Raw genomic sequence first — 24,204 nt, forward strand, 5'->3', positions numbered from 1 at the left:
GCGGGCGCGGAGTGGGATGTCCGGGGTTCGCGGATCAAGTGACGGGGGAAGGTGTGCTGAGAGGCGCTTGAGGGGCAAATGTGCCCTCAAGCGCCTTTTCGATTGTGATGCAAGCCTTCAGCGCCTCAAGGACGCCTTCGGCGCCGCGTGCCGCGGTGGCCGCACGCGGCCATCCTTGACCCGCTGCAGCCTCGCGTCAGGACGGATCAGGGGCGCAGATAGGCATAGCCCTCGGCCTGAAGCTCCATCAGCCGCACCGCGCCCGAGGGCACGACTGTCGCCTCGGCGATCAGCGGCACGTCGGACTGCATCTGCTGCTGCATCGCCTGCACGGTGTTGAGGCAGGCCGAGAAGGTGATGTTGTCCATCTCGAGCGCCATCGTCTCGATCCGGTCCTTCACCGGCGAGGTATCTTCGCGCAGCATGTGCAGGCCGGGACCGTAGGTCACGATCTCGATCACCACCTCCTGGCCGAGGTCGGCATAATGCTTGGCAATGTTGGCGGCGTTGTTCAGCGCCATGTTCATGGTCGAGACGTTTTCCTCGTCGACATGGATCGCGACCTTGGCCGCTGGTTCGGCAAAGGCAAGCTGGGCGCTGAGGGCAAGGGCAGCAATTCCTGCGGCAAGACCGCGGGCGGCAAATCGGGACATCGACTCCTCCAATACTAATATTCCGATATGTTACTCTAACCGCCGTTAGCGCTCGCGTCACCGGGTTTCGGGCCGGTCCCGCAGGGATGCGAAGAAGGCCTTCAGCAGTGCCTCGGCCTCGGCCTCGGCGATGCCGGGATAGACCTCGGGGACATGGTGGGCCTGCGGATGCGCGAAGATCCGCGGGCCCTGCGCCACGCCGCCCGATTTCGGGTCGGCCGCACCATAGTAAAGCCGGGCGATGCGCGCGAATGAGATGACGGCCGCACAGGCCGGACAGGGTTCGAGCGTGACATAGAGCGCGTGGCCCGGCAGCCGTTCCGACCCAGCCGCGGCACAGGCGGCGCGGATCGCCAGGATCTCGGCGTGGGCGGTCGGATCGGACAGCTCGCGGGTGCGGTTGCCGGCGCGCGCCACCAGCCGGCCGGACGGATCGACAAGAGCCGCGCCGACCGGCACCTCGCCGCGGCCGGCGGCGGCGCGCGCCTCCTGCAGCGCGATCTCCATATGCGAGGTGAACCCCATGCCTTCCCCTGCCCCGGCGGCGGCGTCTTGGCAAGTCCGCCGGCAGGGCGTATCGGGGACCATGATTGATGACATCCCCCCCACGCCGCCTCCGGGCGACCGGATCGCCAAGGTGATCGCCCGCGCCGGCCGTGCCTCGCGCCGCGAGGCCGAGGCGATGATCGCGGCCGGCAGGGTCGCGGTGAACGGCGCCCGGATCACAAGTCCCGCGCTGAACGTCACCGCCGCCGACCGGATCACCGTCGATGGCCAGGCGCTGGCGGAAGCCGAGCCGCCGCGGCTCTGGCTCTATCACAAGCCGCTCGGGCTGGTGACCTCGGCGCGCGACGAAAAGGGGCGGCCGACGGTCTTTGCCGCACTTCCGCCCGAGATGCCGCGCGTGGTGTCGGTCGGCCGGCTCGACATCAACTCCGAAGGTCTTTTGCTGCTGACCAATGACGGGGCGGTCAAGCGGCGGATGGAATTGCCCTCGACGGGCTGGCTGCGGCGCTATCGGGTGCGGCTGCACGGATCGCCCGCGGACGCGGTCTTCGAGCCGCTGCGCAAGGGACTTGTGATCGATGGCGAGCGGTTTCAGCCGATGGGCGTAACGCTCGACCGCCAGCAGGGGTCCAACGCCTGGGTGACGATCAGCCTGCGCGAGGGCCGCAACCGCGAGATCCGGCGCGCGGTGGAGGCGGTCGGGCTGATCGTGAACCGGCTGATCCGGATCAGCTATGGCCCGTTCCAGCTGGGCGAGTTGAAGCCCGGCGAGGTCGAGGAGGTCAAGAGCCGGGTGCTGCGCGACCAGCTTGGGCTCGACAAGGATTTCGAGCCTGCGGCGGTGCCGAAGAAAAAGCCGGTGCGCCGGCGGAAATGAGCGGCCGCCAAAGGCCATGTCCGCACCACGACAGATCCTTGCCATGACAGCCGCCGTCCCCGTCCGTCGCGAGCATATCGTGCTTTATGCCCTTCTGACGTCGCTGACGGCGATCAGTATCGACGCGCTGCTGCCGGGTCTGCGCCAGATGGGCAGGGATCTCGGCACGCCGCCGCCGCTGTCCACCCACCATGTGATTTCGCTGTTCATCTTCGGGATGGCATTCGGCGAATTGCTGGTCGGGCCGCTGTCGGATGCGCTGGGGCGCAGGCGGACCCTGGGACTTGGGCTCTGCCTCTATGCCGCCGGGACCGCCATCGCGTTGCTGGCAGGCTCGCTCGAGGCGGTGATTCTGGGCCGTATCCTGCAGGGCATCGGCGTTTCGGGTCCAAAGATTGCAACCCGCGCCATGATCCGCGACCGTTTCGAGGGCGCAGCGATGGCCCGGATCCTGTCCTTCATCTTCACCCTGCTGGTGCTGGTGCCGATGCTGGCACCCGCACTGGGACAGGGGCTGGTCGCGCTGGCGGGCTGGCGCGGTGTCTTTGGCTTCTATCTGCTGATGGCTGCCGTACTTGGCCTATGGGTGGCGCTGCGGCTGCCCGAGACGCTGTCCCCGTCTCGCCGTATTCCGTTCCGGCCGCGGCTGCTGGCCGGCAACGCGGGCCGCATTCTTGCCGACCGCCAGGTGAGCCTGCTGATTGCCGCAACCGGCCTCGTGTTCGGCGCGCAGCTTCTCTATCTCAGCATCGCCGCCGATCTTTTCTTCGACCTTTACGGCATTGCCGAAACGTTCCCGTTCTATTTCGCGGCACTTGCGGCCGCGGTCGGGCTTGCCTCGTTTCTCAACGCGCGGCTGGTGCGGCGGGTGGGGATGGAGGCGATGGCGCGCCGCGCCTTCCGTGGCCTGACGGCGGCCGGTCTGCTGCTGTTGCTGGCCTGTGCGATCTGGGCCGGGCGGCCGCCGCTGCCGGTCTTTCTCGGCCTCGGCTTTGGCGCCTTCTTTGCCATCGGGCTGCTGTTCGGCAACCTGAACGCCCTGGCGATGCGCTCGCTCGGCCAGCTCGCGGGGCTTGGCGCCTCGTTGATTGCCGCGCTGTCGAGCCTGATCGCGACGCTGTTTACTGTCGCGCTCGGCGCCTTCTATGACGGCACCGCGCTGCCGCTGGCGGTGGGTTTCAGCCTTGCAGGCGCCGGCGCGCTGGCCCTTGGCGCGCTGGCGATGCGTGCCGAACCGGCCATGGTCGAGGCTCTGCGCCAGACGGCAGCGCAGGGCCGCGGGATCAGATCTGACGTTCGGGAAGCTGGACGATCAGGCCGTCCAGGGCGTCGGTGACCCGGATCTGGCAGGTCAGGCGCGAAAACCCGGGGCGGGTTTCATAGGCAAAGTCCAGCATGTCCTCTTCCATCGGCTCGACCGGTTCCAGCCGGTCGACCCAATCGGGGTGGACATAGGCATGGCACGTCGAACAGGCGCAGGCCCCACCGCAATCGGCCTCGATGCCCGGTATTCCGTTGTCGCGTGCGCCTTCCATCACCGTCAGCCCGTTGGCGACATCGACAACATGTTCTTTCCCGGAGAACTCGACATAGGTGATCCTGGCCACGACATTATCCTTCCTAATCCCGACGCTCGGCGCCTGCTTTCCGCGCTGACATAGGTTAAACGTCCGGGCTTTGCCAGTCCGTCGGCGGCTTGGCGACGCAGCGCAAATGTTCTATATTTGTTCCATGCTCCGCACACCGCCCCCGCCGCTCTGGTCCCCTGCCACCCTGGACGCGCTGCCGCCGCGCCCGGCATCCTGGCCGCGCCCGCCTGCCTGCCTGCCGGCCGGGCAGCTTTGGCTGCCGCCGGCGGGGGCGCGGGTCTGCGTTGCCGGGCTGGTGCTGGTGCGGCAGCGGCCGGGCACCGCCAAGGGGGTGATCTTCCTGACGCTCGAGGACGAGACCGGGGTCTGCAACGTGGTGATCTGGGCCAAGATCTATGAGCGGTTCCGGCGTGCGATCATTGCCGGACGGCTGCTGCGGATCACCGGGCGGCTGCAGCGCGAACAGAACGTGGTTCATGTGGTCGCCGAGCAGATCGAGGACATTTCGGCGATGCTAGACCTGCTGCTCGATCCCGATTTCGACCCGCAACTGCCGGGCTGAACCGCGCGGGACAGGCTGGCAACAGGGCCAGACCGCGCAATGTGACAGTACGCTCGGCCCCCTCGGCAATAACAACCCTTCTCACAGCTACGTGCTGTGCATATTTGCACCATAGATGGCATTTTCGGTAAGTTTCAGTTTTTACGAACAGAAACTATCTCTCAGTCATCGCAGGCAGACCTGCCGGTGACCAAAGAAAACCGCAAATCAAACGAACGGAAATCACCATGAACCGCATTACCCTTGCAACCGTTGCCGCCCTTGCCCTGAGTGCAAGCGCCCCCGCCTTTGCCAACGACCAACTGGCCAACACGCTTCGCGTCGAACCGGGTGTCTATACCACGTCGCAACTGACGGCGCTCAAGGCCGCGAAGGACGACGGCAACAGCTTCCGGATCAACCAGATCCTCAAGGCCGAAAACGCGTCCTATACGGTCTCGACCTCCAACAGCAACGTGAACTCGGCCAACGCCAACCTCTCGCGTCTGCTCGGCGTCGAACCCGGCGCCTACACCACCTCGCAACTGACCGCGCTAAAGGCCGCGAAAGACGATGGCGACAGCTTCCGGATCAACCAGATCCTGAAATCCGAAAACCCGTCCTATACGGTCTCGACCTCCAGCAGCGACGCGAGCTCGGCCAACGCCAACCTCTCCCGCCTGCTCGGCGTGCAGCCCGGCGCCTACACCACCTCGCAGCTGACCGCGCTGAAGGCGGCGCAAGACGATGGCAACAGCTTCCGCATCCATCAGATCCTGAAGTCCGGCGCGGCGCAGTGATAGACGGCGCCTGCCAATACGTCCCGCCGCACCCGGCCATCCCGGCCGAGGCGGCGGACGCAAGACCAGACCGACGGCCCGCCTGACCACAGGCCGGGCCGTCCTTCCTTCCGTCAGGGTTGGTCTGACGTGACGCACGGGGACGGACGCCGCAGACTGCGGCGATGCACCCCGGACAAGAAAAGGGGCACCGGCGCGTTCGCCGATGCCCCCTTTTGTTGTCCGGTCGGGTCCTGTCCGACGCCAGCCGTCAGTTGATGTTCAGTGCCACAAAGCGCGGCTCGCCGGCGCGGCGGATCAGCAGCAGGATCGACTTGCGCCCCGCCTCCTTGGCCTCGTCGATGCGCGCCTCGAGATCCGAGATCGAGGTGACCTCGCTCTGCGCCGCCTGGGTGATCACGTCGCCCGCGCGCAGCCCCTTGTCATAGGCCTCGGAGGTCTCGTCGACGTCCTTGACCAGAAGACCGACCGAGTCCTTGCCAAGGTTCATCTCTTCGGCGATGTCGGCGGTGACCGGGGTCACGGTCAGACCGAGGATCTGGGCGTCCTGCGGTTCTTCCATGCCATTGATGGCGGCGGGCACGGCATCTTCGGCGGTTTCGCGGCGGCCGAGGGTGACCATGACGGTCTCGGTCTTGCCGTCTCGGAACAGGACCATGCGCACCGACTTGCCGATTTCGGTATTGCCCACCTGGGCGACCAGTTCGCGGGTGTCCGAGACGTCGGTGCCGTCAAACGACATGATCACGTCGCCGGACTTGACACCGGCTTCGGCCGCCGGACCTTCGGGCACGTCGGTGACCAGCGCGCCGCGGGCCTCTTCCAGCCCGATCGCGTCGGCGACATCGTCGGTCACGTCCTGGATACGGACGCCAAGCCAGCCGCGGCGGGTTTCACCGAATTCCTTGAGCTGGTGGATGACATTGTCGCCAACCCGGCTCGACATGGCAAAACCGATGCCGATCGAGCCGCCGTTCGGCGACAGGATCGCGGTGTTCACACCGATCACTTCGCCATCCATGTTGAACAGCGGACCGCCCGAGTTGCCACGGTTGATGGCAGCGTCGGTCTGGATGTAGTCGTCATAGCTGCCCGAAAGCGCACGGCCGCGAGCCGAGATGATCCCGGCCGAGACCGAGAAGCCCTGTCCGAGCGGGTTGCCGACGGCCATCACCCAATCGCCGACCCGTGCCTCGTCCGAGTTGCCCCAGCTGACGAAGGGCAGCGGCTTGTCGGTTTCGACCTTCAGCAGCGCGAGGTCGGTGTTGGGATCGGTGCCCACCACCTTGGCGTCGAGCGTTTGGCCGTCCTTCCATTCGATCGAAATCTCGTCGGCCTGTTCGACCACGTGGTTGTTGGTGACGATATAGCCGTCTTCCGAGATCACGAAGCCCGAGCCGAGCGCCGAGGACTTGTGTGGGCGCGGCTTGCCGCCATCGGGACCGTTGCGCTCCATGAAGTCACGGAAAAAATCTTCGAAGGGCGAGCCTTCGGGCACAATCGGGCCGGGTCCGGCCGCAGTTTCGACCGTGGTCGAGGTGGTAATGTTCACGACCGCCGGGCTGACCTTGTCGGCCAGATCGGCAAAGCTTTCGGGTGCGCCACGCGCCAGCGCCCCGGTCGCCTGACCGAAACACATAACCAGCGCCACCGCGGCCACGAGCAGTCGCGGGGTCCAGACGGGGGTCCACACCCCTTCGGACGTCCGGGGAATGGTAAGAGCTTGCGAGTTCACTCGATATTCCTTCTGTTCTGAGGGGCCGGCCCACTTGGCAGGCCAAGGTGCGGAACGGCACCAAGGGGCAGTCCCGATGCGGCATAGTCTTCGACAACCGGCCCCGAAGGAGCAACTCAAAGTCCTGTCGCGATGCGTCACGTCACCGTGACGAATTGCGTCATGGTGTCCCGGGTCTCCCCGGCTTGCCCCAGTGTCTCAGGCCGATAGCCAGTTCGCAAGCCAAAGCAGGATGCCCCCCAGCGTGACCGCCAGAAGCCCGAGCAGCCGACGCAGGTCCGGCGGCATCTGCGCCAGCATCGCCATGATCTCCTCCAGACGCGAAGGGGCCAGTGCAAGCACCAGCCCCTCCACAACAAACACCAGCCCGAGGGCCAGAAACAGTGTCGCGATCATTCTGCGGCGGCCGGCCGACCCTGCGCGGACTTGAAGTAATCGAAGAACTCGCCATCCGGAGAGATCACCAGCGAGGAGTTCTCGCCCTGCAGCGCATTCTCGTAGGCATTGAGCGAACGGAAGAACTCAAAGAACTGTTCGTCCGCGCCATAGGCCTCGGCAAAAATCCCGGCACGCCGGGCATCGGCCTCACCGCGCGCGATCTCCGCTTCCTTGCGGGCCTCCGAGACCAGCTCGACCGCCGTCCGGTCGGCCTGGGCACGGACCCGCTGCGCCGCTTCGTTACCGCGGGCGATCTCGTCGGCGGCCTCGCGTTCGCGTTCGGCCCGCATCCGCTCGAAAGTGGCGTTCAGGTTCTGCTCGGGCAGGTTGGTCTGCTTGAGCCGCACGTCCACAACGTCGAGCCCGAGCGCAAGCGCCTCGGCCCGGCTCTGGTCCCGGATCCGGTTCATCAGTTCGCGACGGTCCGAGGACAGGATCGTGTCAGATGTCACCTGATCGGCGCCGAGAACCTCGCGGATCTGGGCATTGAGGATCGAGCTCAGCCGGTTTTCGGCAGCCGGCAGCCCGCCGACGCCGACAGCCTGGCGAAACTGAACCACGTCCGCGATCCTGTAACGCGCGAAGGCATCGACCACCAGCCGGCGGTCATCCGAGGGCGTGACCTCGATCGTGTCGGTGTCGAGCGCCAGAATACGGGCGTCGTATTTCACGACCTCCTGAATCAGCGGGATCTTGAAGGCAAGGCCGGGGTCTTCCTTGACCCGACGGATCTGGCCGAACTGCATCACCAGCGCCTTTTCGCGCTCGTCGACGATAAAGATCGATGCAAGGAACAGTGCCACCAGAACGATGGCTATCGGGATGAAATAGAATCCGCGCTTCATCTCAGTTGCTCCCCCCACTGACGGTGTCGTTCGTTGTGGTGGTGGTGGTGGCCGCAGAATTGCGGCGCAATTCGTTCAGCGGCAGATAGGGCACGACGCCCTGGCTGCTGCCGCCCGGACCGCTTTCGCCAAGGATCACCTTGTCCATGCCGCCAAGCACCTTTTCCATCGTTTCCAGATAGAGCCGCTTGCGAGTGACCTCGGGCGCCTTGCTGTATTCTTCCTGCACGGCCGAGAACCGGCTGGCCTCGCCCTCGGCTTCGTTGACCACGCGGGCGCGATAGGCCTCGGCCTCTTCCAGCACCTGCGCGGACTCGCCCCGGGCACCGGCCTGGATGCGGTTGGCATAGGCGTCGGCCTGGCGTTCAAGCCGGTCGCGCTGCTGTTCGGCGGCCTGAACCTCGCGGAAGGCGTCGATCACCTCGCGCGGCGGGTCGGCACGGTCGAGGTTGACCCGAACGATGGTGATACCCGAGTTGTAGGTGTCGAGCGTGGCCTGGATACTGTCGAGCGCGGTCTGGGCGATCAGACCACGGTCGCGGTTGAGGATCGGGGCCAGATCCGAGGCGGCAATGATCTCGCGCATCGCCGATTCAGACACTGCGCGCACGGTGTCGCGACCGTCACGCAGGTTGAACAGATACTTGGCCGCGTCATTGATGTTCCAGACCACCTGAAAGTCGATGTCGACGATATTGGCGTCGGTCGTCAGCATCAGGCCGCTGTCGGAGCCGCGGGCGGCAAGTGTGTTGCCGATATCCTCGGTCCGCTCGGAGGTGACGTTCACCACCTCGGCGGTGACAAACGGCCAGGGGGCAAAGTTGAGGCCCGGTTCCCCGGTCGAGCTGAACTTGCCGAGGAAAAGTTCCACCGACTGTTCTTCGGGTTTCACGGTATAGAACGAGGCAAGCCCCCACAGCGCCACGACAGCCAGTCCGCCGACGATCACCGTGCTGCGGGTGAGTCGAAACCCGCCGCCTCCGCCGCCGCCGTCCGGGCGGTTGGGGTCGCGTGGGCCGCCGCGCCCGCCCATCAGGACGCGCAGTTGCTCCTGGCCCTTGCGGACGATCTCGTCGATCTCGGGGATCTGCGACTTCTCATCGCCGGGCCTGCGCCCGTTATTTCCGCCGCCACCGCCGCTGCCGTCTCCGCCGCCGCGATTGCCGCCGCCCTGCTGACCGCCGCCGGAGCCGCCGCCCCAGGGCCCGCCGCTATGTCCTGCCATGGAATTCCTTCCCTCTCGATTTTATGTCGTCTTGTTGCAATGCCATTTGGTCGCGCTCACGCCCTTTTCAACCTCGGGCGCCGGCATTAGCCGCGTCAGGCACTGCGGACGGGGTGTTTCAACGTCACGAGTTCTTCCGACATCGTCGGGTGAACCGCAACCGTGCGATCGAAATCCTCCTTGGTCGCGCCCATCTTCACCGCGACGCCGGCAAGCTGGATCATCTCGCCGGCATGGTCGGCAACAATGTGCACGCCCAGCACCTTGCGGGTCGCCTGCGAGACGATCAGCTTCATCAACACCCGGTCTTCGCGCGCGATGAAGCTTTTGTGCATCGGCCGGAAGGTGGTGGAATAAACCTCAATGGGCTCCTGTTCGCGGGCGGCTTCCTCGGTCAGACCGACCGAGCCGTATTCGGGCTGGGTGAAGACGGCCGAGGGGATCAGGTCGTGATCGGGCGCGGTCGGGTTGCCCTTGAACACGGTTTCGACAAAGGCCATGCCCTCGCGGATCGCCACGGGGGTCAGTTGCACCCGGTTGGTCACGTCGCCGATGGCGTGGATCGAGGGCACGGCGGTCTGGCTGTAGCGGTCCACCACGACCTCGCCCCTGCGGCCGATCTCGATCCCGAGGTTTTCAAGCCCGAGGCCGCGGGTGTTCGGGTCGCGCCCGACAGCGAACAGCACCTGATCGAAGGTAAAGCTGTGGCCGGTCGTTGCGCGCACGTCGATACCGTCGCGACCCTTTTCCATCGACAGGATATTGGTGCCGCAATGGATCGCGATGCCGTGCCGGATCATGTGTTCGGCGATGTGGCCGCGCGCCTCGTCGTCAAAGCCGCGCAGGATTTGCGCGCCGCGATAGAACTGCGTCACCTCGGTGCCGAGCCCGTTGAAGATGCAGGCCATTTCGCAGGCGATATAGCCGCCGCCGACGATCAGAAGACGTTTCGGCAACTCGTCGAGATGGAATACCTCGTTCGAGGTGATACCGAGTCCGGCGTTTTCGAAGTCGGGAAGCGAGGGGCGCCCGCCGGTGGCGATCAGGATGTGCTTGGCGGTGAACCGCGTGCCATCGGCCAGTTCCACCGTGTGGGCATCGGCGACGGTGGCGCGTTGCGCATAGGTGGTCACGCCCGATCCCTGCAGCAGGCGGTTGTAGACCCCCTCCAGCCGGTCAAGCTCGCGCTCGAGCCGCGTGCGGAACTTGGTCCAGTCGAAGCCGCCGATCCGCACGTCCCAGCCGTAGTCCACCGCCTCGTGCATGGCTTCGGCATATTCCGACGCGAAGACCATCAGTTTCTTCGGCACGCAGCCGCGGATGACGCAGGTGCCGCCCATGCGGCTTTCCTCGGCCAATGCCACCTTGGCACCGGTCTCGCCGGCCGCGACGCGGGCCGCCCGCACGCCGCCGGATCCGCCGCCGATGACGAATAGATCATAGTCGAACTTCATGGAACTTCCCCGACTGTTGCCGTCACTCCCCGGTGTCGGCAAAGATGTTCTCCGGCTCGGCTCCGTCGGCCGCTTCAAGGCCGGGCGCCTGACGCTCGATGTCACGGATCTCGACCGCGCCATTGCCGTGGCCGATGACCAGTACATCGCAGATGTCGATGAAAAGGCCGTTCTCGACCACGCCCGGGATCTGGTTCAGCACCAGGCTCAGCTGGCGCGCGTCGCCGATACGCCGCAGGTGCAGATCGAGGATGAAATTGCCCTCGTCCGAGACAAAGGGCTGGTCGCCTGCCATCCTGAGGCTGGTCTCGCGCCCCAGAACGTCCATGCCCGACAGCGCCTCTTCGATCAGGGCGCGGGTGCATTTCCAGCCGAACTTGATCGTTTCGACCGGCAGCGGGAAGGCACCGAGCGCCTTCACGTCCTTTGCGGCATCGGCGATCACGATCATCCGGTCCGAGGCCGTGGCGACAATCTTTTCTTGCAGATGTGCCCCGCCGCCGCCCTTTATCAGGTTGAATTCACTGTCGAACTCATCGGCGCCGTCAATCGTCAGATCGAGCCATCCGACATCTTCGAGGGTCGAGACAGGGATGCCGACCTCGCGGGCAAGATCCCCGGTGCGGGTCGAGGTCGGCACGCCCGTGATCTGCAGCCCCTCGTCGCGCACCCTCTCGCCCAGTCGGCGCACCATCCAGGCCGCGGTCGAGCCGGTGCCGAGACCAACCTTCATGCCGTCCTCGACAAAATCGCAGGACCGCAGGGCAGCGTTGCGCTTGGCGCGATCGATCGGTGACAATTCGGTGGACATATCAACACTCCCGGTCGTTCGGCGAAGGTTATAGGCGCAATCGACGGGATCCGCGAGAGGCATTCCCGCCCTGGTCCGGAGTCCCGACGGCCTCAGCCGCCGAGCGCGGCAATGGCGGCCCCAAGCGCCTTTCGCGGCAGCATCAGCAGCATTCCGGGGCCGTCAAGCTCGATCCGGACCCGGCGCGCGCCGTCCGCGACCCGGTTCGAGGTGCCGATCACTCCAGCCGGAGAAAACACGATGCCGTCGATCGGCCAGTGCAGCCCCTCGGACCGGCCAGTGACCTCGGCCAGCGGAAACAACGAGACCCGGGAGCCCGGCGCAAGATCGAGCGTCAGCTTCGGCGGAGCGGCCAGAATGACATCGCGCCGGCCAATCAGGATGCAGGGCTGATCGGCCCGGCGCACCAGAACGTTGAGATTGGCAAGTTGATGGTCGATGCGCCGGCCAAGAAATCCGACCCCCAGGACCAGCGGCGCCAGGACAGATCGCAGCGCCTTGTCGAAATCGGTGCTGTCCTGATCGTTGATCTTGTGCAGGATTTCGGGTTCGAGGCTCGCGCGCACCTCGGCCGCAAGCGAATCCATGTCGCCGATCACTGCCTGTGGCACATACCCCTGCGCCAGCGCCGTCGCCGCACCGCCATCGGCCGCCACAAGGGCGGGCGCGAGACTTAGCGCCTCTGCAAGGTCCTTCGCTCTGGCCTTGCTGCCACCCAGAAGCGTTATCTTGGCGGAGCTTCGGACTATGACATCGTTCATTCTGGACTGTCCCGTTTTTCACAGGAAGAACACATTCTTGCCCGGAAATGATACAGTAAATTTTCTCTAGTCGTTCAGGATGCCAAGGCGCGATATGGTATGCCCCTGCATCCACAGGGGAGCAGGCGAGCACAGCGATGGGAGATTCACGGAAAGTCCTGACCGTGTCCTATGGCAAGTTCTCCTGCACGCTGGAGGGTTTCGATGATGCCGATTCCGCAATGAAGGCCATGGCGGCCTATATTCGCGACCTGACCGCCGGGGACGGCCCCTTCGGCGGGCTGGCAACTTCGGAGGCAGAACTGATGCGCCGGATCGTGCGCGAGGAACTGTCCGCGAGCCTTGCCCGGCGCCGGCCCCAGACCGCGGCCCCGGCGCCACAACCCGCGCAGCCGGGCGGGCAGCGTCGTCCCAGCGCGCCGATCTCGGATCGGATCGCCCGGATGCGCCTGGCTGCCGCCCGCACCACTGCGCGCCCGATCCCGGTCCACCGCAGCCGGCAGCCTGCCACGCAGGCGCCCCCTGCAGGCAATCCCGCGCCCGGCTCGCCACAGCCCGCCGCACGGCAGTCCGCCGTCGCGCCCGGCATGTCAGCCCCCCCAGCGGCCGACAGCCATCCGCCGCGGCGCCCCAGGGTTCTGGCGCCCGACAACGGCAGCGAAGCGCAGTTTTCGCGGCTGATGGAAGAGGCCGACAGCAAACTTGCCGGACCCGAGTTGCGCCGCCGCCGCTCGGCGCTTGCCTATCTGCGGGCCGCCATTGCCGCGACCCGGGCCGAGCCGCCATCGATGGCTGGCGTCGCGCGGGCCGATCACACCCGCAGCTATCGCGAGGAATTCCGCCAGATCGCGCCGCCCGCGCCGCTGGCCCCCGGCGGACTGACGCAAGGTGTCGCAGCCGCCCCGCCCGCGCTGCCCGATCCGGGTAACGAGGCCGACTTGCCCGAGGCGATGCTGCAGGACGAAGCCGAGGTCTTCGAGGCTTTCGTCTGGCAGATGGCGGCCGCAGGGCTCGAAGATCTGCTCGAATGTGCGGCTGCCTATGCGATTCACGTCCGCGGCCAGCCCCATTTCAACCATCCACAGCTTCTGACCCTGGTGCGACAGCTCGACAGCCACGTCGCGCTCGACCCGGATGCCAGCCTGCGCGCCTTCGAGGCGCTGCTGGCACGGCAATCGGTCGTGCGGGTTGGCGCGGCGCGATTCATACTTTCTCAAAGTTCGAGGTTTATCCCGACCTAGTGCCCCGCGGGGAGATCTTCCCCAACGTGCCGCGGTGATAACGAGTGGCGGGCGGGGGTTCCGTCCCGGAGGCTCCGCCCTTGTAAAATTTAACCTTTGCTCCAGGCGATCCGTCCTACCGACCGTCCCGGGCTCGGCAGGTCGCTTCGTCATCCCGGTCTCCCGGAGCCGGCAATCACGCCGGTTCCGGGTGCACCCCCGGCACCGAAGGTCCGGGCAGCGCGGCCGGCAACCGTGCCTCACGCCGACGACCGGGAAACCCGATTGCAACAGGCCGGCCAGACGACGGGATCGCGGTCAACCGACCGGGCAATGGTTTGCTGACCGGGTGACGACCAACTGACCGAGCAACCGGGTCGAGCTACGCCAGAGTTTCGGGATCTGCCGGGATCTCAACGGCCCTGGCCGGTATCGACGCCTGATTGTGGCTCAGCGCGGGGCTCGGCCTCATCGTCCGCACCGGGGCCTGCCGGATGGCATTCGGCGGCTGCCTCCGGACCCGCGTCGGGGTCGGACTGTCCGACCCCGCGAAAGACAAAGCGGAACGGCAACGCCCAGAGCAGGCCAAGCAGGATATAGACCAGAAGTTCCAGCCACATCGGTGGCCGGCCGAGCCAGTTCAACACGGTGACCGCAACGACCACATAGGCCGGCAACCCGATCAGCAGAATCACCAGCGACCAACGACGGCGGGCCTTCCAGGAAAGTGCCATCTCAGTCGGCAAAGGGGTCGGTCACGAGGATCGTGTCATCGCGTTCGGGCGAGGTCGACAGCAACGCCACCGGACATTCGATCAACTCCTCGATCCGGCGCACGTATTTGACCGCCGCTCCCGGCAGATCGGCCCAGCTTCGGGCCCCTGCGGTGCTTTCCGACCACCCCTCCATGGTCTCGTAGATCGGGGTGACACGGGCCTGCTGATCGGCGGCCGTGGGAAGATAGTCCAGCTGACGGCCGTCGAGATCGTAGCCCACGCAGATCTTGAGCTCTTTCAACCCGTCGAGCACATCCATCTTGGTCAGTGCAATGCCGTTCACCCCCGACAGCGCGCAGGTCTGGCGCACCAGCACCGAATCGAACCAGCCACAGCGGCGCGACCGGCCGGTGACGGTGCCCTTCTCGCGGCCGACCTTTGCCAGATGGTCGCCGACCTCGTCGAACAGCTCGCAGGGGAACGGCCCCTCGCCCACCCGCGTGGTATAGGCCTTGACGATTCCCAGCACGAAGCCGATCGCCCCCGGCCCCACGCCGGTTCCGGCAGCAGCGGCACCCGACAGCGTGGTCGAGGAAGTGACGAAAGGATAGGTCCCGAAATCGACGTCGAGCAGGCTGCCCTGCGCGCCTTCGAACAGGATCCGCTTGCCGGCCTTGCGGGCGATATTCATCTCGCGCCAGACCGGCCGTGCAAAGGGCAGCACCCGCGGCGCGATGGCGCGCAGGCTTGCCAGCAGCGCCTCGGCATCGACGGGCGGCAGGCCAAGGCCCATCCGCAGCGCATCGTGGTGCACCAGCAGCCGGCCCATCCGGGATTGCAGCGTCGTCTCGTCGGCAAGATCGGCCACCCGGATCACCCGGCGCCCCACCTTGTCCTCATAGGCCGGGCCGATGCCGCGACCGGTGGTGCCGATCTTGGCAACCGAATTCTGCGCCTCGCGGCCACGGTCGAGCTCGCCATGCAGCGGCAGGATCAGCGGCGCGTTCTCGGCGATCATCAGGTTGTCGGGAGTTATCTCGACGCCTTGCGCCGCAAGCCGTTCGATCTCGTCGACCAGCGCCCACGGGTCGAGCACGACGCCGTTGCCGATCACGCTGATCTTGCCCTTTCGGACGATACCCGAGGGCAGCAACGAGAGTTTGAACACCGCACCGTCGATCACCAGCGTGTGGCCGGCGTTGTGCCCGCCTTGGAACCGCGCGATGATATCCGCGCGTTCCGACAGCCAATCGACGATCTTGCCCTTCCCCTCGTCACCCCACTGGGCACCCACGACGACGACATTGGCCATTTTCATCTCCCCGGCTGACCGCAAAATCCGAGCAGGTCATAGCGTCTGGGCGGCGATGGCGAAACCGCAATCGTGCCGCAGCGCCCGGCCGACGTCGAAAAGCCGGCCGGGAGCGGGGTCAGAGATCCGCAATCAGGCCTTGCGTCGCCGGCGCAGCCCCAGGATGCCGGCTGCAGAGCCGAGCAGCACGAAGCCGGCAGGCAGCGGCACCGGCGTTGCGGAAGTATATGTGCGCAGGCCGTTTTCCTCGAGATAGCCGATCAGGTTGGTGATCTCGTCGGTCTGGAACAGCGTGGCGCCCCGCTTCACCCACCAGAGCCAGGATTCGTCGGGATCGCCGTACAGCACTGCCAGTTCATCGCCTCGACCGCCGGCGCGCATGTTGGGGGCGCCACCGCCCGAATAGAGCGTATTGATCCACATCCGGACGCTGTGTTCGTCGGCGAAGTCACGGATCGCTTCGGAAAACAGCAGCCCGCCATCGCTGCTGATCGGGTCGCCGTCGTGCCATTCGTTGCGGAGCTGCATCGAGTCGGGGTCGAGCGCCGCGATGAGTTCGTAGACCAGATTCAGGTCTTCGATCTCGCGGTCATAAATATTGGGAACGATGTCGAGCAGCATCTCGCCAAGCATCGCCTTGTACGCGATCGCGTCGGCCAGATCCTGAGCGGTGTTGCCCGCCGTCGTGTCGATTGTCTGATAGCCGACGCCGGTCGATTCGATGGCATGGATCACCGCAGCCGCATCTTCGGCCTCGATCTTGAGATCGAGGTTGATCAGCACCTTGTCCTTGGCGGCCAGCAGCGCCTCTTCGAAGGTCGGGATGGTTTCGGTCGAGACCTCGCCGGTGTCAGGGTTGACGAGATAGCAGCTTTGCAGGTCCGCATAGGTATGGTCCGAAATCAGGCCGCTGCAGGTTGTCTTTCCGTCGATTGTCTTGTCATGCGACAGGACGAGAACCCCGTCGGCAGTCTTTCTGACGTCGATCTCGATCATGTCGGCCCCGGCCGCAATGGCGTATTCGATGGCCGAAACCGAGTTTTCGTAGCGAGCCCTCGTGCCGCCTTCATAGACCCCGGCACGGTGGCCCATCACCATGACGTAGTCGGGGTGATTTTCGGGGTGCTCGTAGACATCGATGAGTTGATCGATGGGCAACGCGACTGCAGAGCCGGAAAATGCCAGCGTGAATGCAATGCCTGCGGCCGCAGCCGCGAGACTGCGGATTGAAACGGACTGACGCACTTTTGTACCTCGGGTGATTGTGGCGGTTGGTGGCGGTCGACCCATCACGCAAATCGGTAACAGCCACGTCACGCGGCCGTGAACTCACGGTGAAGGTTTTCTGACAGCCGCGACCGCATCGCTCCGGCGACGCTGGGCTCTGCGCGGCCCGGGCAATGTCCCCTGGGGCTGCGCCGGCTGAAACGCCGCGTTTTCCCCAGAGGTTTCCGATCACACAGGATGACAGGTTCCCACCCGAGCCGATGCCCCGGAACGACTGTTCGGGCAACAGCCGCACAGCGACGGGGAGGCCGATGCGCAGACCGCTGCCGGCGCCTCGGTCACGAAATTTCGGCACCGATACCCCGGCCGGACCAGAACAGGTCTGCAACGGGGTTGCGATCCTGTCCGTCAGGCCGTAGGTAACGGCCGTTCTCAGATCCGGATCCGGCCCGCATGGAAAATGTCATACTCATCGTCCACCTGATCCTGGCGCTCAGCCTGATCGGCATCGTGCTGCTCCAGCGCTCCGAAGGCGGTGGGCTTGGCCTTGGCGGCGGCGGCGGCGGGGTCATGACCGGCCGCGCGGCTGCCACGGCGCTCGGCAAGGTGACATGGATCTTCGCCGTCGCCTTCTTTGTGACATCGATTTCGCTGACCATCCTGGCGGCCAGCAAGTCCGGGACCCAGTCGGTCGTGGACCGGATCATCGATGCCCCGGCCCCAGTCGTGGCGCCGGTTGAAGCGCCGGCACCCGACGACCTTCTGCCGCCGCCCTCCACCGGCAACGAGCCGGTTCTGCCCAAGGCTGCGGACTGATCCTGCGGCAGCTCTGCCACAAGGCATTGCACATTTATTGATCCGAGCAACAGCATCTTGCGGTGCTGTTGCCCTTGCACGGCGAATCCTCTACACTCTGAGTCCCGTGGTGATGCGTCTTCCGCCCTGTTGCGAAGGCGTGTCGAGCAGTTGAAATTCCGGGGGGTGCAGGCGCCGCCCCCACTGATCACGGGGAGCAGCCCAGCATGGCACGGTTCATCTTCATCACCGGCGGCGTCGTATCGTCGCTTGGCAAGGGGCTGGCCTCGGCCGCACTCGGCGCCCTGCTGCAGGCCCGCGGGTTCAGCGTGCGACTGCGCAAGCTCGACCCCTACCTGAACGTCGATCCCGGCACCATGAGCCCGTTCGAACACGGCGAGGTCTTCGTCACCGACGACGGCGCCGAAACCGATCTGGATCTCGGCCATTATGAACGGTTCACCGGGGTCGCCGCGCGCCGGACCGACTCGGTCAGCTCGGGCCGGATCTATTCCAACGTGCTCGAGAAGGAACGCCGCGGCGATTATCTCGGCAAGACGATCCAGGTGATCCCGCACGTCACCAACGAGATCAAGGATTTCCTGAAGATCGGCGAGGACGAGGTCGATTTCATGCTCTGCGAGATCGGCGGCACGGTCGGCGATATCGAGGGCCTGCCGTTCTTCGAAGCCATCCGCCAGTTCGCCCAGGACAAGCCGCGCGGGCAGTGCATCTTCATGCACCTGACGCTGCTGCCCTATATCAAGGCTTCGGGCGAGTTGAAGACCAAGCCGACCCAGCACTCGGTCAAGGAATTGCGTTCGATCGGCCTCGCGCCCGATCTTCTGGTCTGCCGCTCGGAAATGCCGATCCCGCAGAAGGAACGCGACAAGCTGGCGCTGTTCTGCAACGTGCGTCCCGATGCGGTGATCGCGGCGCAGGACCTGTCCTCGATCTATGACGCGCCGCTGGCCTATCACCGCGAGGGTCTCGACCAGGCCGTGCTCGACGCCTTCGGGATCAGCCCGGCGCCAAAGCCGAACCTGTCGCGCTGGGAGGACGTGTCCGACCGGATCCACAATTCGGACGGCGAGGTGCGGGTCGCCATCGTGGGCAAATACACGCAGCTTGAAGACGCCTACAAATCCATTGCCGAGGCACTGACCCATGGCGGCATGGCCAACCGGGTGAAGGTCAAGGCCGAGTGGATCGACGCCGAGATCTTTGAACGCGAGGATGCGGCGCCCTATCTGGAAGGCTTCCACGCCATCATCGTGCCGGGCGGCTTCGGCGAACGCGGCACCGAGGGCAAGATCAAGGCGGCCGAGTTCGCCCGCATCCGCAACGTGCCCTATCTGGGCATCTGCCTTGGCATGCAGATGGCGGTCATCGAGGCCGCGCGCAGCCTGACCGACCTGACCGACGCGGGCTCCGAGGAATTCGACCACGAGTCCGGCAAGAAGCGGTTCACGCCCGTGGTCTATCACCTGAAGGAATGGGTGCAGGGCAATGCGATGGTCGAACGCAAGCTCGACGACGACAAGGGCGGCACCATGCGGCTTGGCGCCTATCGCGCGGTGCTCGCGCCCGACAGCCGGGTCGCCGAGATCTATGGCACGACCGAGATCGACGAACGCCACCGTCACCGCTATGAGGTCGACATCCGCTATCGCGACAAGCTCGAGGCCCAGGGTCTCCGGTTCTCCGGCATGTCGCCCGACGGCCGCCTTCCCGAGATTGTCGAGGTTCCGACCCATCCCTGGTTCATCGGCGTCCAGTTCCACCCCGAACTGAAATCGAAACCCTTCGCGCCGCACCCGCTGTTCCGCGATTTCGTCCGCGCCGCGGTCGAAAACAGCCGTCTGGTCTGAGGCCGGGGGCGACGCCGCCCGCTGCGGCATCTGGCATCCGCCAACCGAACCGCCCTGCCCAAAGCGCGGCCCGCGTCTGGCCCCCATGCTGGCGGGGGACGATCCTCAGGTCCGGTCCGCGCGGCGCGCCGTTTACGATATCATCTTTGCCATGACGTTCCTGCTGGAGTAGGCCGGAGATCAGGGAAGGAGACTTCGGATGCTCAAAGGGTATTGGGTCGCTCATGTCGACGTGAAGGACCAGGCGGTCTTCGAGGAATACAAGCGCGCCGCGATGAAACCCTTCGCGCGCTATGGTGCGAAATTTCTGGTTCGCGCCGGCCAGTTCGACCTGCGCGAGGGCGAGCTGCACCCGCGCACCGTCGTGATCGAATTTCCAACCTTCGCCGACGCGCTGGCCTGCTATGACGATCCCGATCATCTGGCCGCCAAGGCGATCCGCGATCCGATTGCCGAAGGGGATCTGGTGATTGTCGAGGGTTTCGACGATCGCGGCTGATACGGCCCCCGCGGTCGCGGGACTTGATGCGGCCAGCCGCGCCCGGCATATGGGGTTCATGTTTGCCGATCCGCCTGACCGCCCGTTCCTGACCACCCCGGTGCCGCGCCGCGGCCCCGGTCGGCCGTGTGCCGCGGCTGTGGCCGGTCCGTTCGCCAATCGGCGGTCCGCGGCCTGCCACACTCTGCGCCCAATCCCGAAAGGCCTGCCATGTTCGCCGATTTCATACGCCGCCTGACAACAGCCGAGCCAGACAGCCTGCCCGATCCCGATGCCAGGCTGGCGCTGGCAGCCCTTCTGGTGCGCGTCGCCCGGGTCGATGGCGACTATACTGCGGAAGAGGTCGACCGGATCGACCGGATCCTGCGCAGCCGCTATGTCCTGTCGCCCTTCGAGGCGACCCAGTTGCGCGGCGAGGCCGAACAGCTGGAGGCGGTCGCGCCGGACACCGTCCGCTTTACCCGCGCAATCAAGGAGGCGATCCCCTATGACCATCGCGCCTCGGTGATGGAGGCGCTGTGGACGGTGATCCTGGCGGATGGCGTCCGCGACGAGGAGGAAGATTCGCTCGCCCGTCTGGTTGCAAATCTTCTGGGCGTCAACGATCTGGACAGCAACCTTGCTCGCCAGAGGGTCGAGCACAAGCAAGGCTGACGCGGAAAGCCTGATCCATGGTCACCGCGCAGCCCGTGCACGACCAACCCCGGCGCCGGGACGGAAACGAGGGCTGGCGCGCCGCGCCGGGCCGAGAATGCCGCAACCGACGCCAGAAGGCCGCGGCTGATCGGGGCCCACGAACTGCCCGGCCGATCCGGTTTCGTCGCGCTGGGGGGCGGTGCCCAGGCGGCCGTCCGCGATCTGCCGCCTTTCCGGGCATATGCCCGAAATCTCGCCCGACCCTTCGGGCTTCCCCAGGGTCGCCCTGCCGTTCGCCGTTGCATTTGCCCGGCAATTGCGCCCTACTCTGCCATTAATGCAACAATTGCGATCTTGTAAGTGACCCAAGCCGCCGCCCCGGTGATCGAGATCAGAGATCTCCACAAGGCCTACGGGTCTCTTGAAGTCCTAAAGGGCGTTCACATGATCGCCCGCCGGGGCGAAGTCGTCTCGCTCATCGGCTCGTCGGGGTCGGGAAAATCGACCCTGCTGCGCTGTGCCAACCTGCTGGAAGACAGCCAGTCCGGCGAGATCCTGTTCGAGGGCGAGCCCGTCATATGGCGCGGCCACGGCGCCCACCGCCGGCCGGGCGACCGAAAGCAGCTGATCCGCATCCGCACCAACCTGTCGATGGTATTCCAGCAATTCAACCTCTGGGCCCATCTGACGATCCTGCAGAATGTCATGGAGGCCCCGGTCACGGTGCTGAAACGCGACCGCGCCGAGGCCGCAAGGCTTGGCCGGGCGCTTCTGGACAAGGTCGGGATCGTCGACAAGGCCGATGCCTATCCCGCGCAGCTTTCGGGCGGCCAGCAGCAGCGCGCGGCCATTGCGCGCGCGCTTGCCATGGAACCGACGGCACTGCTGTTTGATGAACCGACCTCGGCGCTCGACCCGGAACTCGAACAGGAAGTGGTCAAGGTGATCAAGGCGCTGGCCGCGGAAGGCCGCACGATGATCCTTGTCACCCATGACATGCGGCTGGCGGCCGATCTCTCGGACCACGTCGTGTTCCTGCACAAGGGCAGGATCGAGGAAGAAGGCCCCCCCGAAACCCTGTTCGGCAATCCCCAGACCGAACGGCTGCAGCAATTCCTTTCCCACAGTCAGGGCGGCTGAACCGCCCGGCCCAACACCAGCCCCAAATTCCAACCGGGAGACGACAATGAAGAAGATCTTAGTCCTTTCCGCTGCCGCGCTGGCCTTGTCGGCCAGCTTTGCCATGGCCCAGGATGTCGTGCGCTTGTGCACCGAGGGCGCTTATCCTCCGTACAACTTCGTCAACGATGCGGGCGAGGTCGACGGCTTTGAACGCGAACTGGGCGACGAGCTTTGCACGCGCACCGGGCTGACCTGCGAATGGGTCACCAACGAGTGGGATTCGATCATCCCGAACCTGACCTCTGGGAACTACGACGCCATCATCGCCGGCATGTCGATCACGCCCGAGCGCAAGGAAGTCGTGGCCTTTACCCAAGCCTATACCCCGCCGTCGGCCTCGGCCTATGCGGCGCTCAGCGAGGATGCCGATATCATGGGCGGCGTGATCGCGGCCCAGACCGGCACGATCCAGGCCAGCCACGTCGTCGATACCGGCGCCACGCTGCTGGAATTCCCGACCCCTGACGAGACCGTGGCCGCGGTGCGCAACGGCGAGGCCGACGCGGTGATGGCCGACAAGGACTTTCTGGTTCCTGTCGTCGACGAGGGCGATCTGGTCTTCGTCGGCGACGACATCCCGCTCGGCGGCGGCATCGGCATGGCGTTCCGCCAATCCGACCCCGAGCTGATGGCCAAGTTCGATACGGCGATCCAGTCGATGAAGGATGACGGCACGATGAACACGCTGATCATCAAATGGCTCGGCGAAGACTCGCCGCGCTGGTAAGACGGTCCTGGGGGCGGCGGTCAGGCCGCCGCGCCCGCACCTCTCATGTTCTCCTATTGCACAGATCCCTCCACTCTCGACGGCGCCGCATGGCTCTCGTGCTACCTGACATCAGGCAAGCACATGATGTTCTATGCCTCGTTCGGCACGGTGCTTTTGCTGCTGGCGGTGACGGCACCGATGGCGCTGTTGTTCGGGTTCGGTGGGGCGGTGGCGTCGCGGTCATCCTTCCTGCCGCTGATGCTGTTCGGCAAACTCTATACCTCGATTGTGCGCGGCGTTCCCGACATCGTCTTCTTCCTGTTTTTCGTGATTGCCCTCGATCAGGGGATCGAATGGCTGCGCCATCAGGCGCTGTGCCCGGACTGGACCGCACCGATCCGGCAGGGCAGCGATTTCCTGGTATGTCCCGCGGCCAAGATGCCGCAATCGAACTCGCCGCAGTTCTGGCATGAGGCCTATAACTTCGCGCTGGCGGTCGTCACCTTCTCGATCGTGTTCGGCGCCTTTGCCTCCAACGTCCTTTACGGTGCGATGCGCGCGGTGCCCAAGGCACAGCTTGAGACCGCCCATGCCTATGGCCTGAGCGACAGGCAAACCTTCTGGCGGATCCTGGTGCCGCAGATGTGGGTCTATGCCCTGCCCGGGCTTGGCAATCTGTGGATGATCCTGATCAAGGCGACGCCGCTGCTGTTCCTGCTCGGGATCGAGGATATCGTATACTGGGCGCGCGAGCTTGGCGGCTCGAAGACCACGATCTATGCCTATCCGCACCCCGACTGGCGGATCTATTATTTCCTGTTCCTGCTGGTCTTCTACCTGTGTTTCACACGCGTCTCCGAGATCGTGCTGGAGCGCATGACCCGACGTCTGTCGCGCGGGCAGGCCACCATGGCGGGCGAAGAACAGAGGCGCGCTGCATGACCTGCCTCGAAACGTTCCAGACCTATGCGCTGCGCTCGCTCGGCATTGGCGAGCGGTTGCTGCCAAAGGCCGACATCACGGTCTGCGAACAGGTGGTGCTGATCGGATCGGGGCTGATCTGGAACATCTATTTCGCGGCCCTCGCGCTCTTCGCCGGGTTCTTCCTTGCGACCGCGCTGGCGGTTGCCAAGAACTCGCGCCTCTGGATCATCCGCAAGCCCGCCGAATGGTTCATCTTCGTGTTCCGCGGCTCGCCTTTGTTCATCCAGTTCTTCCTGGCCTACGAGGCGTTTGTGCTGCTGCCCAAGGCGGGGATCGATTTCAATCTGTTCGGAATCGACTTCACCGCCACAACGCGCTGGCTGACCCGCGCCTGGCTGGGCGCGACAATCGTCCTGTTCCTCAACACCTCGGCCTATGCGGGCGAAATCTTCTATGGCGCGCTGCGCAATGTGCCGAAAGGCGATCTTGAGGCCGCGGATGCCTATGGGCTGACCGGCTGGCACAGGTTCCGCCGCATTGTCTGGCCGACCATGCTGCGGCTCGCGTGGCCCGGCTATACCAACGAGGCGATCTTCCTGTTTCACGCCACGACGCTGGTGTTTTTCTCGGGCTTTCCGGCCTGGCGGCAGATGGGCGACGCGCTCTACTACGCCAAGTACTTCGCCGACAAGACGTTCAACCCCTTCGTCCCCTACCCCATCGTCGCGGGATACTTCGTCTTGATGAGCCTGACGATCATCACCGTGTTCGGATTGATCAACCGTCGTCTCAATCGGCACCTGCCGCAGGCGAGCCGGCAGAAAATCAGGTTGCGCCTCAACCTGATACGGTAGTAGATATTTTTGATCAAATTCAG

Annotated in this window: 25 protein-coding genes and 1 pseudogene; 13 read left to right on the top strand and 13 right to left on the bottom strand. The window is 65.3% G+C overall.

From position 1 onward, the window contains the following. Positions 1 to 206: 206 nt before the first annotated feature. Together DQG17_RS08180 and DQG17_RS08185 are read right to left on the bottom strand one after the other, a co-directional pair. A complete protein-coding gene (locus tag DQG17_RS08180) occupies positions 207 to 653 on the bottom strand; it encodes a DsrE family protein (RefSeq protein WP_116132207.1) in 447 nt (148 codons plus the stop codon). 57 nt (positions 654 to 710) lie between these two features. Further along, positions 711 to 1,178 carry a nucleoside deaminase gene (locus DQG17_RS08185; RefSeq protein WP_116132208.1) on the bottom strand — a complete coding sequence of 156 codons (468 nt, stop codon included), beginning with the start codon at positions 1,176 to 1,178 and terminating at the stop codon, positions 711 to 713. A gap of 61 nt (positions 1,179 to 1,239) precedes the next feature. Here DQG17_RS08185 and DQG17_RS08190 point away from each other — a divergent pair, with 61 nt between their 5' ends. Together DQG17_RS08190 and DQG17_RS08195 are read left to right on the top strand one after the other, a co-directional pair. After that, positions 1,240 to 2,037, top strand: a complete 798-nt coding sequence (locus DQG17_RS08190) for a pseudouridine synthase (RefSeq protein ID WP_116132209.1) — start codon at positions 1,240 to 1,242, stop codon at positions 2,035 to 2,037. Between the two features lie 43 nt (positions 2,038 to 2,080). Next, complete coding sequence (locus tag DQG17_RS08195) at positions 2,081 to 3,373, top strand: multidrug effflux MFS transporter (RefSeq protein ID WP_116132210.1); 1,293 nt, start codon at positions 2,081 to 2,083, stop codon at positions 3,371 to 3,373. Here DQG17_RS08195 and DQG17_RS08200 read toward each other — a convergent pair. After that, a complete protein-coding gene (locus DQG17_RS08200) occupies positions 3,321 to 3,644 on the bottom strand; it encodes a 2Fe-2S iron-sulfur cluster-binding protein (protein ID WP_116132211.1) in 324 nt (107 codons plus the stop codon). The two genes, DQG17_RS08195 and DQG17_RS08200, sit on opposite strands and share 53 nt — an antisense overlap. A 124-nt stretch (positions 3,645 to 3,768) precedes the next feature. Between DQG17_RS08200 and DQG17_RS08205 the strand changes: the two genes are divergently transcribed. After that, complete coding sequence (locus DQG17_RS08205) at positions 3,769 to 4,188, top strand: OB-fold nucleic acid binding domain-containing protein (RefSeq protein WP_116132649.1); 420 nt, start codon at positions 3,769 to 3,771, stop codon at positions 4,186 to 4,188. Between the two features lie 227 nt (positions 4,189 to 4,415). Further along, the gene (locus DQG17_RS08210; protein WP_116132212.1) at positions 4,416 to 4,967 is read left to right on the top strand and encodes a hypothetical protein; all 552 of its coding nucleotides are present in this window, start codon (positions 4,416 to 4,418) and stop codon (positions 4,965 to 4,967) included. A gap of 250 nt (positions 4,968 to 5,217) precedes the next feature. On the opposite strand, the gene DQG17_RS08215 is transcribed toward DQG17_RS08210, so the two are convergent. The 7 genes from DQG17_RS08215 to DQG17_RS08245 form a co-directional block, all read right to left on the bottom strand. Continuing rightward, positions 5,218 to 6,702: a DegQ family serine endoprotease gene (locus DQG17_RS08215; protein WP_369907998.1), complete on the bottom strand. Its 1,485-nt coding sequence runs from the start codon at positions 6,700 to 6,702 to the stop codon at positions 5,218 to 5,220. A gap of 198 nt (positions 6,703 to 6,900) precedes the next feature. After that, positions 6,901 to 7,098: a DUF2065 domain-containing protein gene (locus DQG17_RS08220; RefSeq protein ID WP_116132213.1), complete on the bottom strand. Its 198-nt coding sequence runs from the start codon at positions 7,096 to 7,098 to the stop codon at positions 6,901 to 6,903. Further along, a complete protein-coding gene (gene hflC, locus DQG17_RS08225; RefSeq protein ID WP_116132214.1) occupies positions 7,095 to 7,985 on the bottom strand; it encodes a protease modulator HflC in 891 nt (296 codons plus the stop codon). Before hflC ends, DQG17_RS08220 begins: the two co-directional genes overlap by 4 nt. A gap of 1 nt (position 7,986) precedes the next feature. Next, positions 7,987 to 9,210, bottom strand: a complete 1,224-nt coding sequence (gene hflK, locus DQG17_RS08230) for an FtsH protease activity modulator HflK (RefSeq protein WP_116132215.1) — start codon at positions 9,208 to 9,210, stop codon at positions 7,987 to 7,989. 95 nt (positions 9,211 to 9,305) lie between these two features. Continuing rightward, positions 9,306 to 10,664, bottom strand: a complete 1,359-nt coding sequence (gene gor, locus DQG17_RS08235) for a glutathione-disulfide reductase (protein ID WP_116132216.1) — start codon at positions 10,662 to 10,664, stop codon at positions 9,306 to 9,308. Positions 10,665 to 10,686: 22 nt separating this feature from the next. Further along, positions 10,687 to 11,475, bottom strand: a complete 789-nt coding sequence (gene rpiA / locus DQG17_RS08240) for a ribose-5-phosphate isomerase RpiA (protein ID WP_116132217.1) — start codon at positions 11,473 to 11,475, stop codon at positions 10,687 to 10,689. Positions 11,476 to 11,567: 92 nt separating this feature from the next. Beyond that, positions 11,568 to 12,236 (bottom strand): thiamine diphosphokinase, encoded by a 669-nt coding sequence (locus DQG17_RS08245; protein WP_116132218.1) that lies wholly within the window; start codon positions 12,234 to 12,236, stop codon positions 11,568 to 11,570. A gap of 137 nt (positions 12,237 to 12,373) precedes the next feature. On the opposite strand from DQG17_RS08245, the gene DQG17_RS08250 reads away from it, so the two are divergent. Then, positions 12,374 to 13,477, top strand: a complete 1,104-nt coding sequence (locus tag DQG17_RS08250) for a hypothetical protein (protein WP_116132219.1) — start codon at positions 12,374 to 12,376, stop codon at positions 13,475 to 13,477. Positions 13,478 to 13,977: 500 nt separating this feature from the next. Here the strand turns inward: DQG17_RS08250 and DQG17_RS08255 are convergent. From DQG17_RS08255 to DQG17_RS08265, 3 genes and pseudogenes are all read right to left on the bottom strand, one after another. After that, positions 13,978 to 14,190 (bottom strand): annotated as a pseudogene (locus tag DQG17_RS08255) (DUF2842 domain-containing protein); the annotation flags it as partial. Position 14,191: 1 nt separating this feature from the next. After that, on the bottom strand, positions 14,192 to 15,484 hold the full coding sequence (locus DQG17_RS08260; RefSeq protein ID WP_116132221.1) for an adenylosuccinate synthase: 1,293 nt from the start codon (positions 15,482 to 15,484) through the stop codon (positions 14,192 to 14,194). 132 nt (positions 15,485 to 15,616) lie between these two features. Beyond that, entirely contained in the window at positions 15,617 to 16,642 is a 1,026-nt protein-coding gene (locus DQG17_RS08265; RefSeq protein ID WP_198666052.1) for a glycerophosphodiester phosphodiesterase family protein, read from the bottom strand. Positions 16,643 to 17,164: 522 nt separating this feature from the next. Between DQG17_RS08265 and secG the strand changes: the two genes are divergently transcribed. The 8 genes from secG to DQG17_RS08305 all read left to right on the top strand — a co-directional run bounded on the left by secG (position 17,165) and on the right by DQG17_RS08305 (position 24,181). Beyond that, positions 17,165 to 17,527 carry a preprotein translocase subunit SecG gene (gene secG / locus DQG17_RS08270; RefSeq protein ID WP_116132223.1) on the top strand — a complete coding sequence of 121 codons (363 nt, stop codon included), beginning with the start codon at positions 17,165 to 17,167 and terminating at the stop codon, positions 17,525 to 17,527. Between the two features lie 206 nt (positions 17,528 to 17,733). Next, on the top strand, positions 17,734 to 19,377 hold the full coding sequence (locus DQG17_RS08275) for a CTP synthase (RefSeq protein WP_116132224.1): 1,644 nt from the start codon (positions 17,734 to 17,736) through the stop codon (positions 19,375 to 19,377). 199 nt (positions 19,378 to 19,576) lie between these two features. Next, positions 19,577 to 19,876 carry a DUF1330 domain-containing protein gene (locus tag DQG17_RS08280; protein WP_116132225.1) on the top strand — a complete coding sequence of 100 codons (300 nt, stop codon included), beginning with the start codon at positions 19,577 to 19,579 and terminating at the stop codon, positions 19,874 to 19,876. 210 nt (positions 19,877 to 20,086) lie between these two features. Beyond that, entirely contained in the window at positions 20,087 to 20,530 is a 444-nt protein-coding gene (locus DQG17_RS08285) for a TerB family tellurite resistance protein (protein ID WP_116132226.1), read from the top strand. Between the two features lie 342 nt (positions 20,531 to 20,872). After that, positions 20,873 to 21,652 carry an ABC transporter ATP-binding protein gene (locus DQG17_RS08290; protein WP_116132227.1) on the top strand — a complete coding sequence of 260 codons (780 nt, stop codon included), beginning with the start codon at positions 20,873 to 20,875 and terminating at the stop codon, positions 21,650 to 21,652. 46 nt (positions 21,653 to 21,698) lie between these two features. After that, positions 21,699 to 22,421 (top strand): transporter substrate-binding domain-containing protein, encoded by a 723-nt coding sequence (locus tag DQG17_RS08295; RefSeq protein WP_116132228.1) that lies wholly within the window; start codon positions 21,699 to 21,701, stop codon positions 22,419 to 22,421. 45 nt (positions 22,422 to 22,466) lie between these two features. After that, on the top strand, positions 22,467 to 23,345 hold the full coding sequence (locus DQG17_RS08300) for an ABC transporter permease (RefSeq protein ID WP_116132229.1): 879 nt from the start codon (positions 22,467 to 22,469) through the stop codon (positions 23,343 to 23,345). Beyond that, on the top strand, positions 23,342 to 24,181 hold the full coding sequence (locus tag DQG17_RS08305; protein WP_116132230.1) for an ABC transporter permease: 840 nt from the start codon (positions 23,342 to 23,344) through the stop codon (positions 24,179 to 24,181). Before DQG17_RS08300 ends, DQG17_RS08305 begins: the two co-directional genes overlap by 4 nt. Positions 24,182 to 24,204: the final 23 nt, after the last annotated feature.

The sequence above is a fragment of the Tropicimonas sp. IMCC34043 genome, from assembly GCF_003390845.1.
Taxonomy (GTDB): Bacteria; Pseudomonadota; Alphaproteobacteria; order Rhodobacterales; family Rhodobacteraceae; genus Tropicimonas.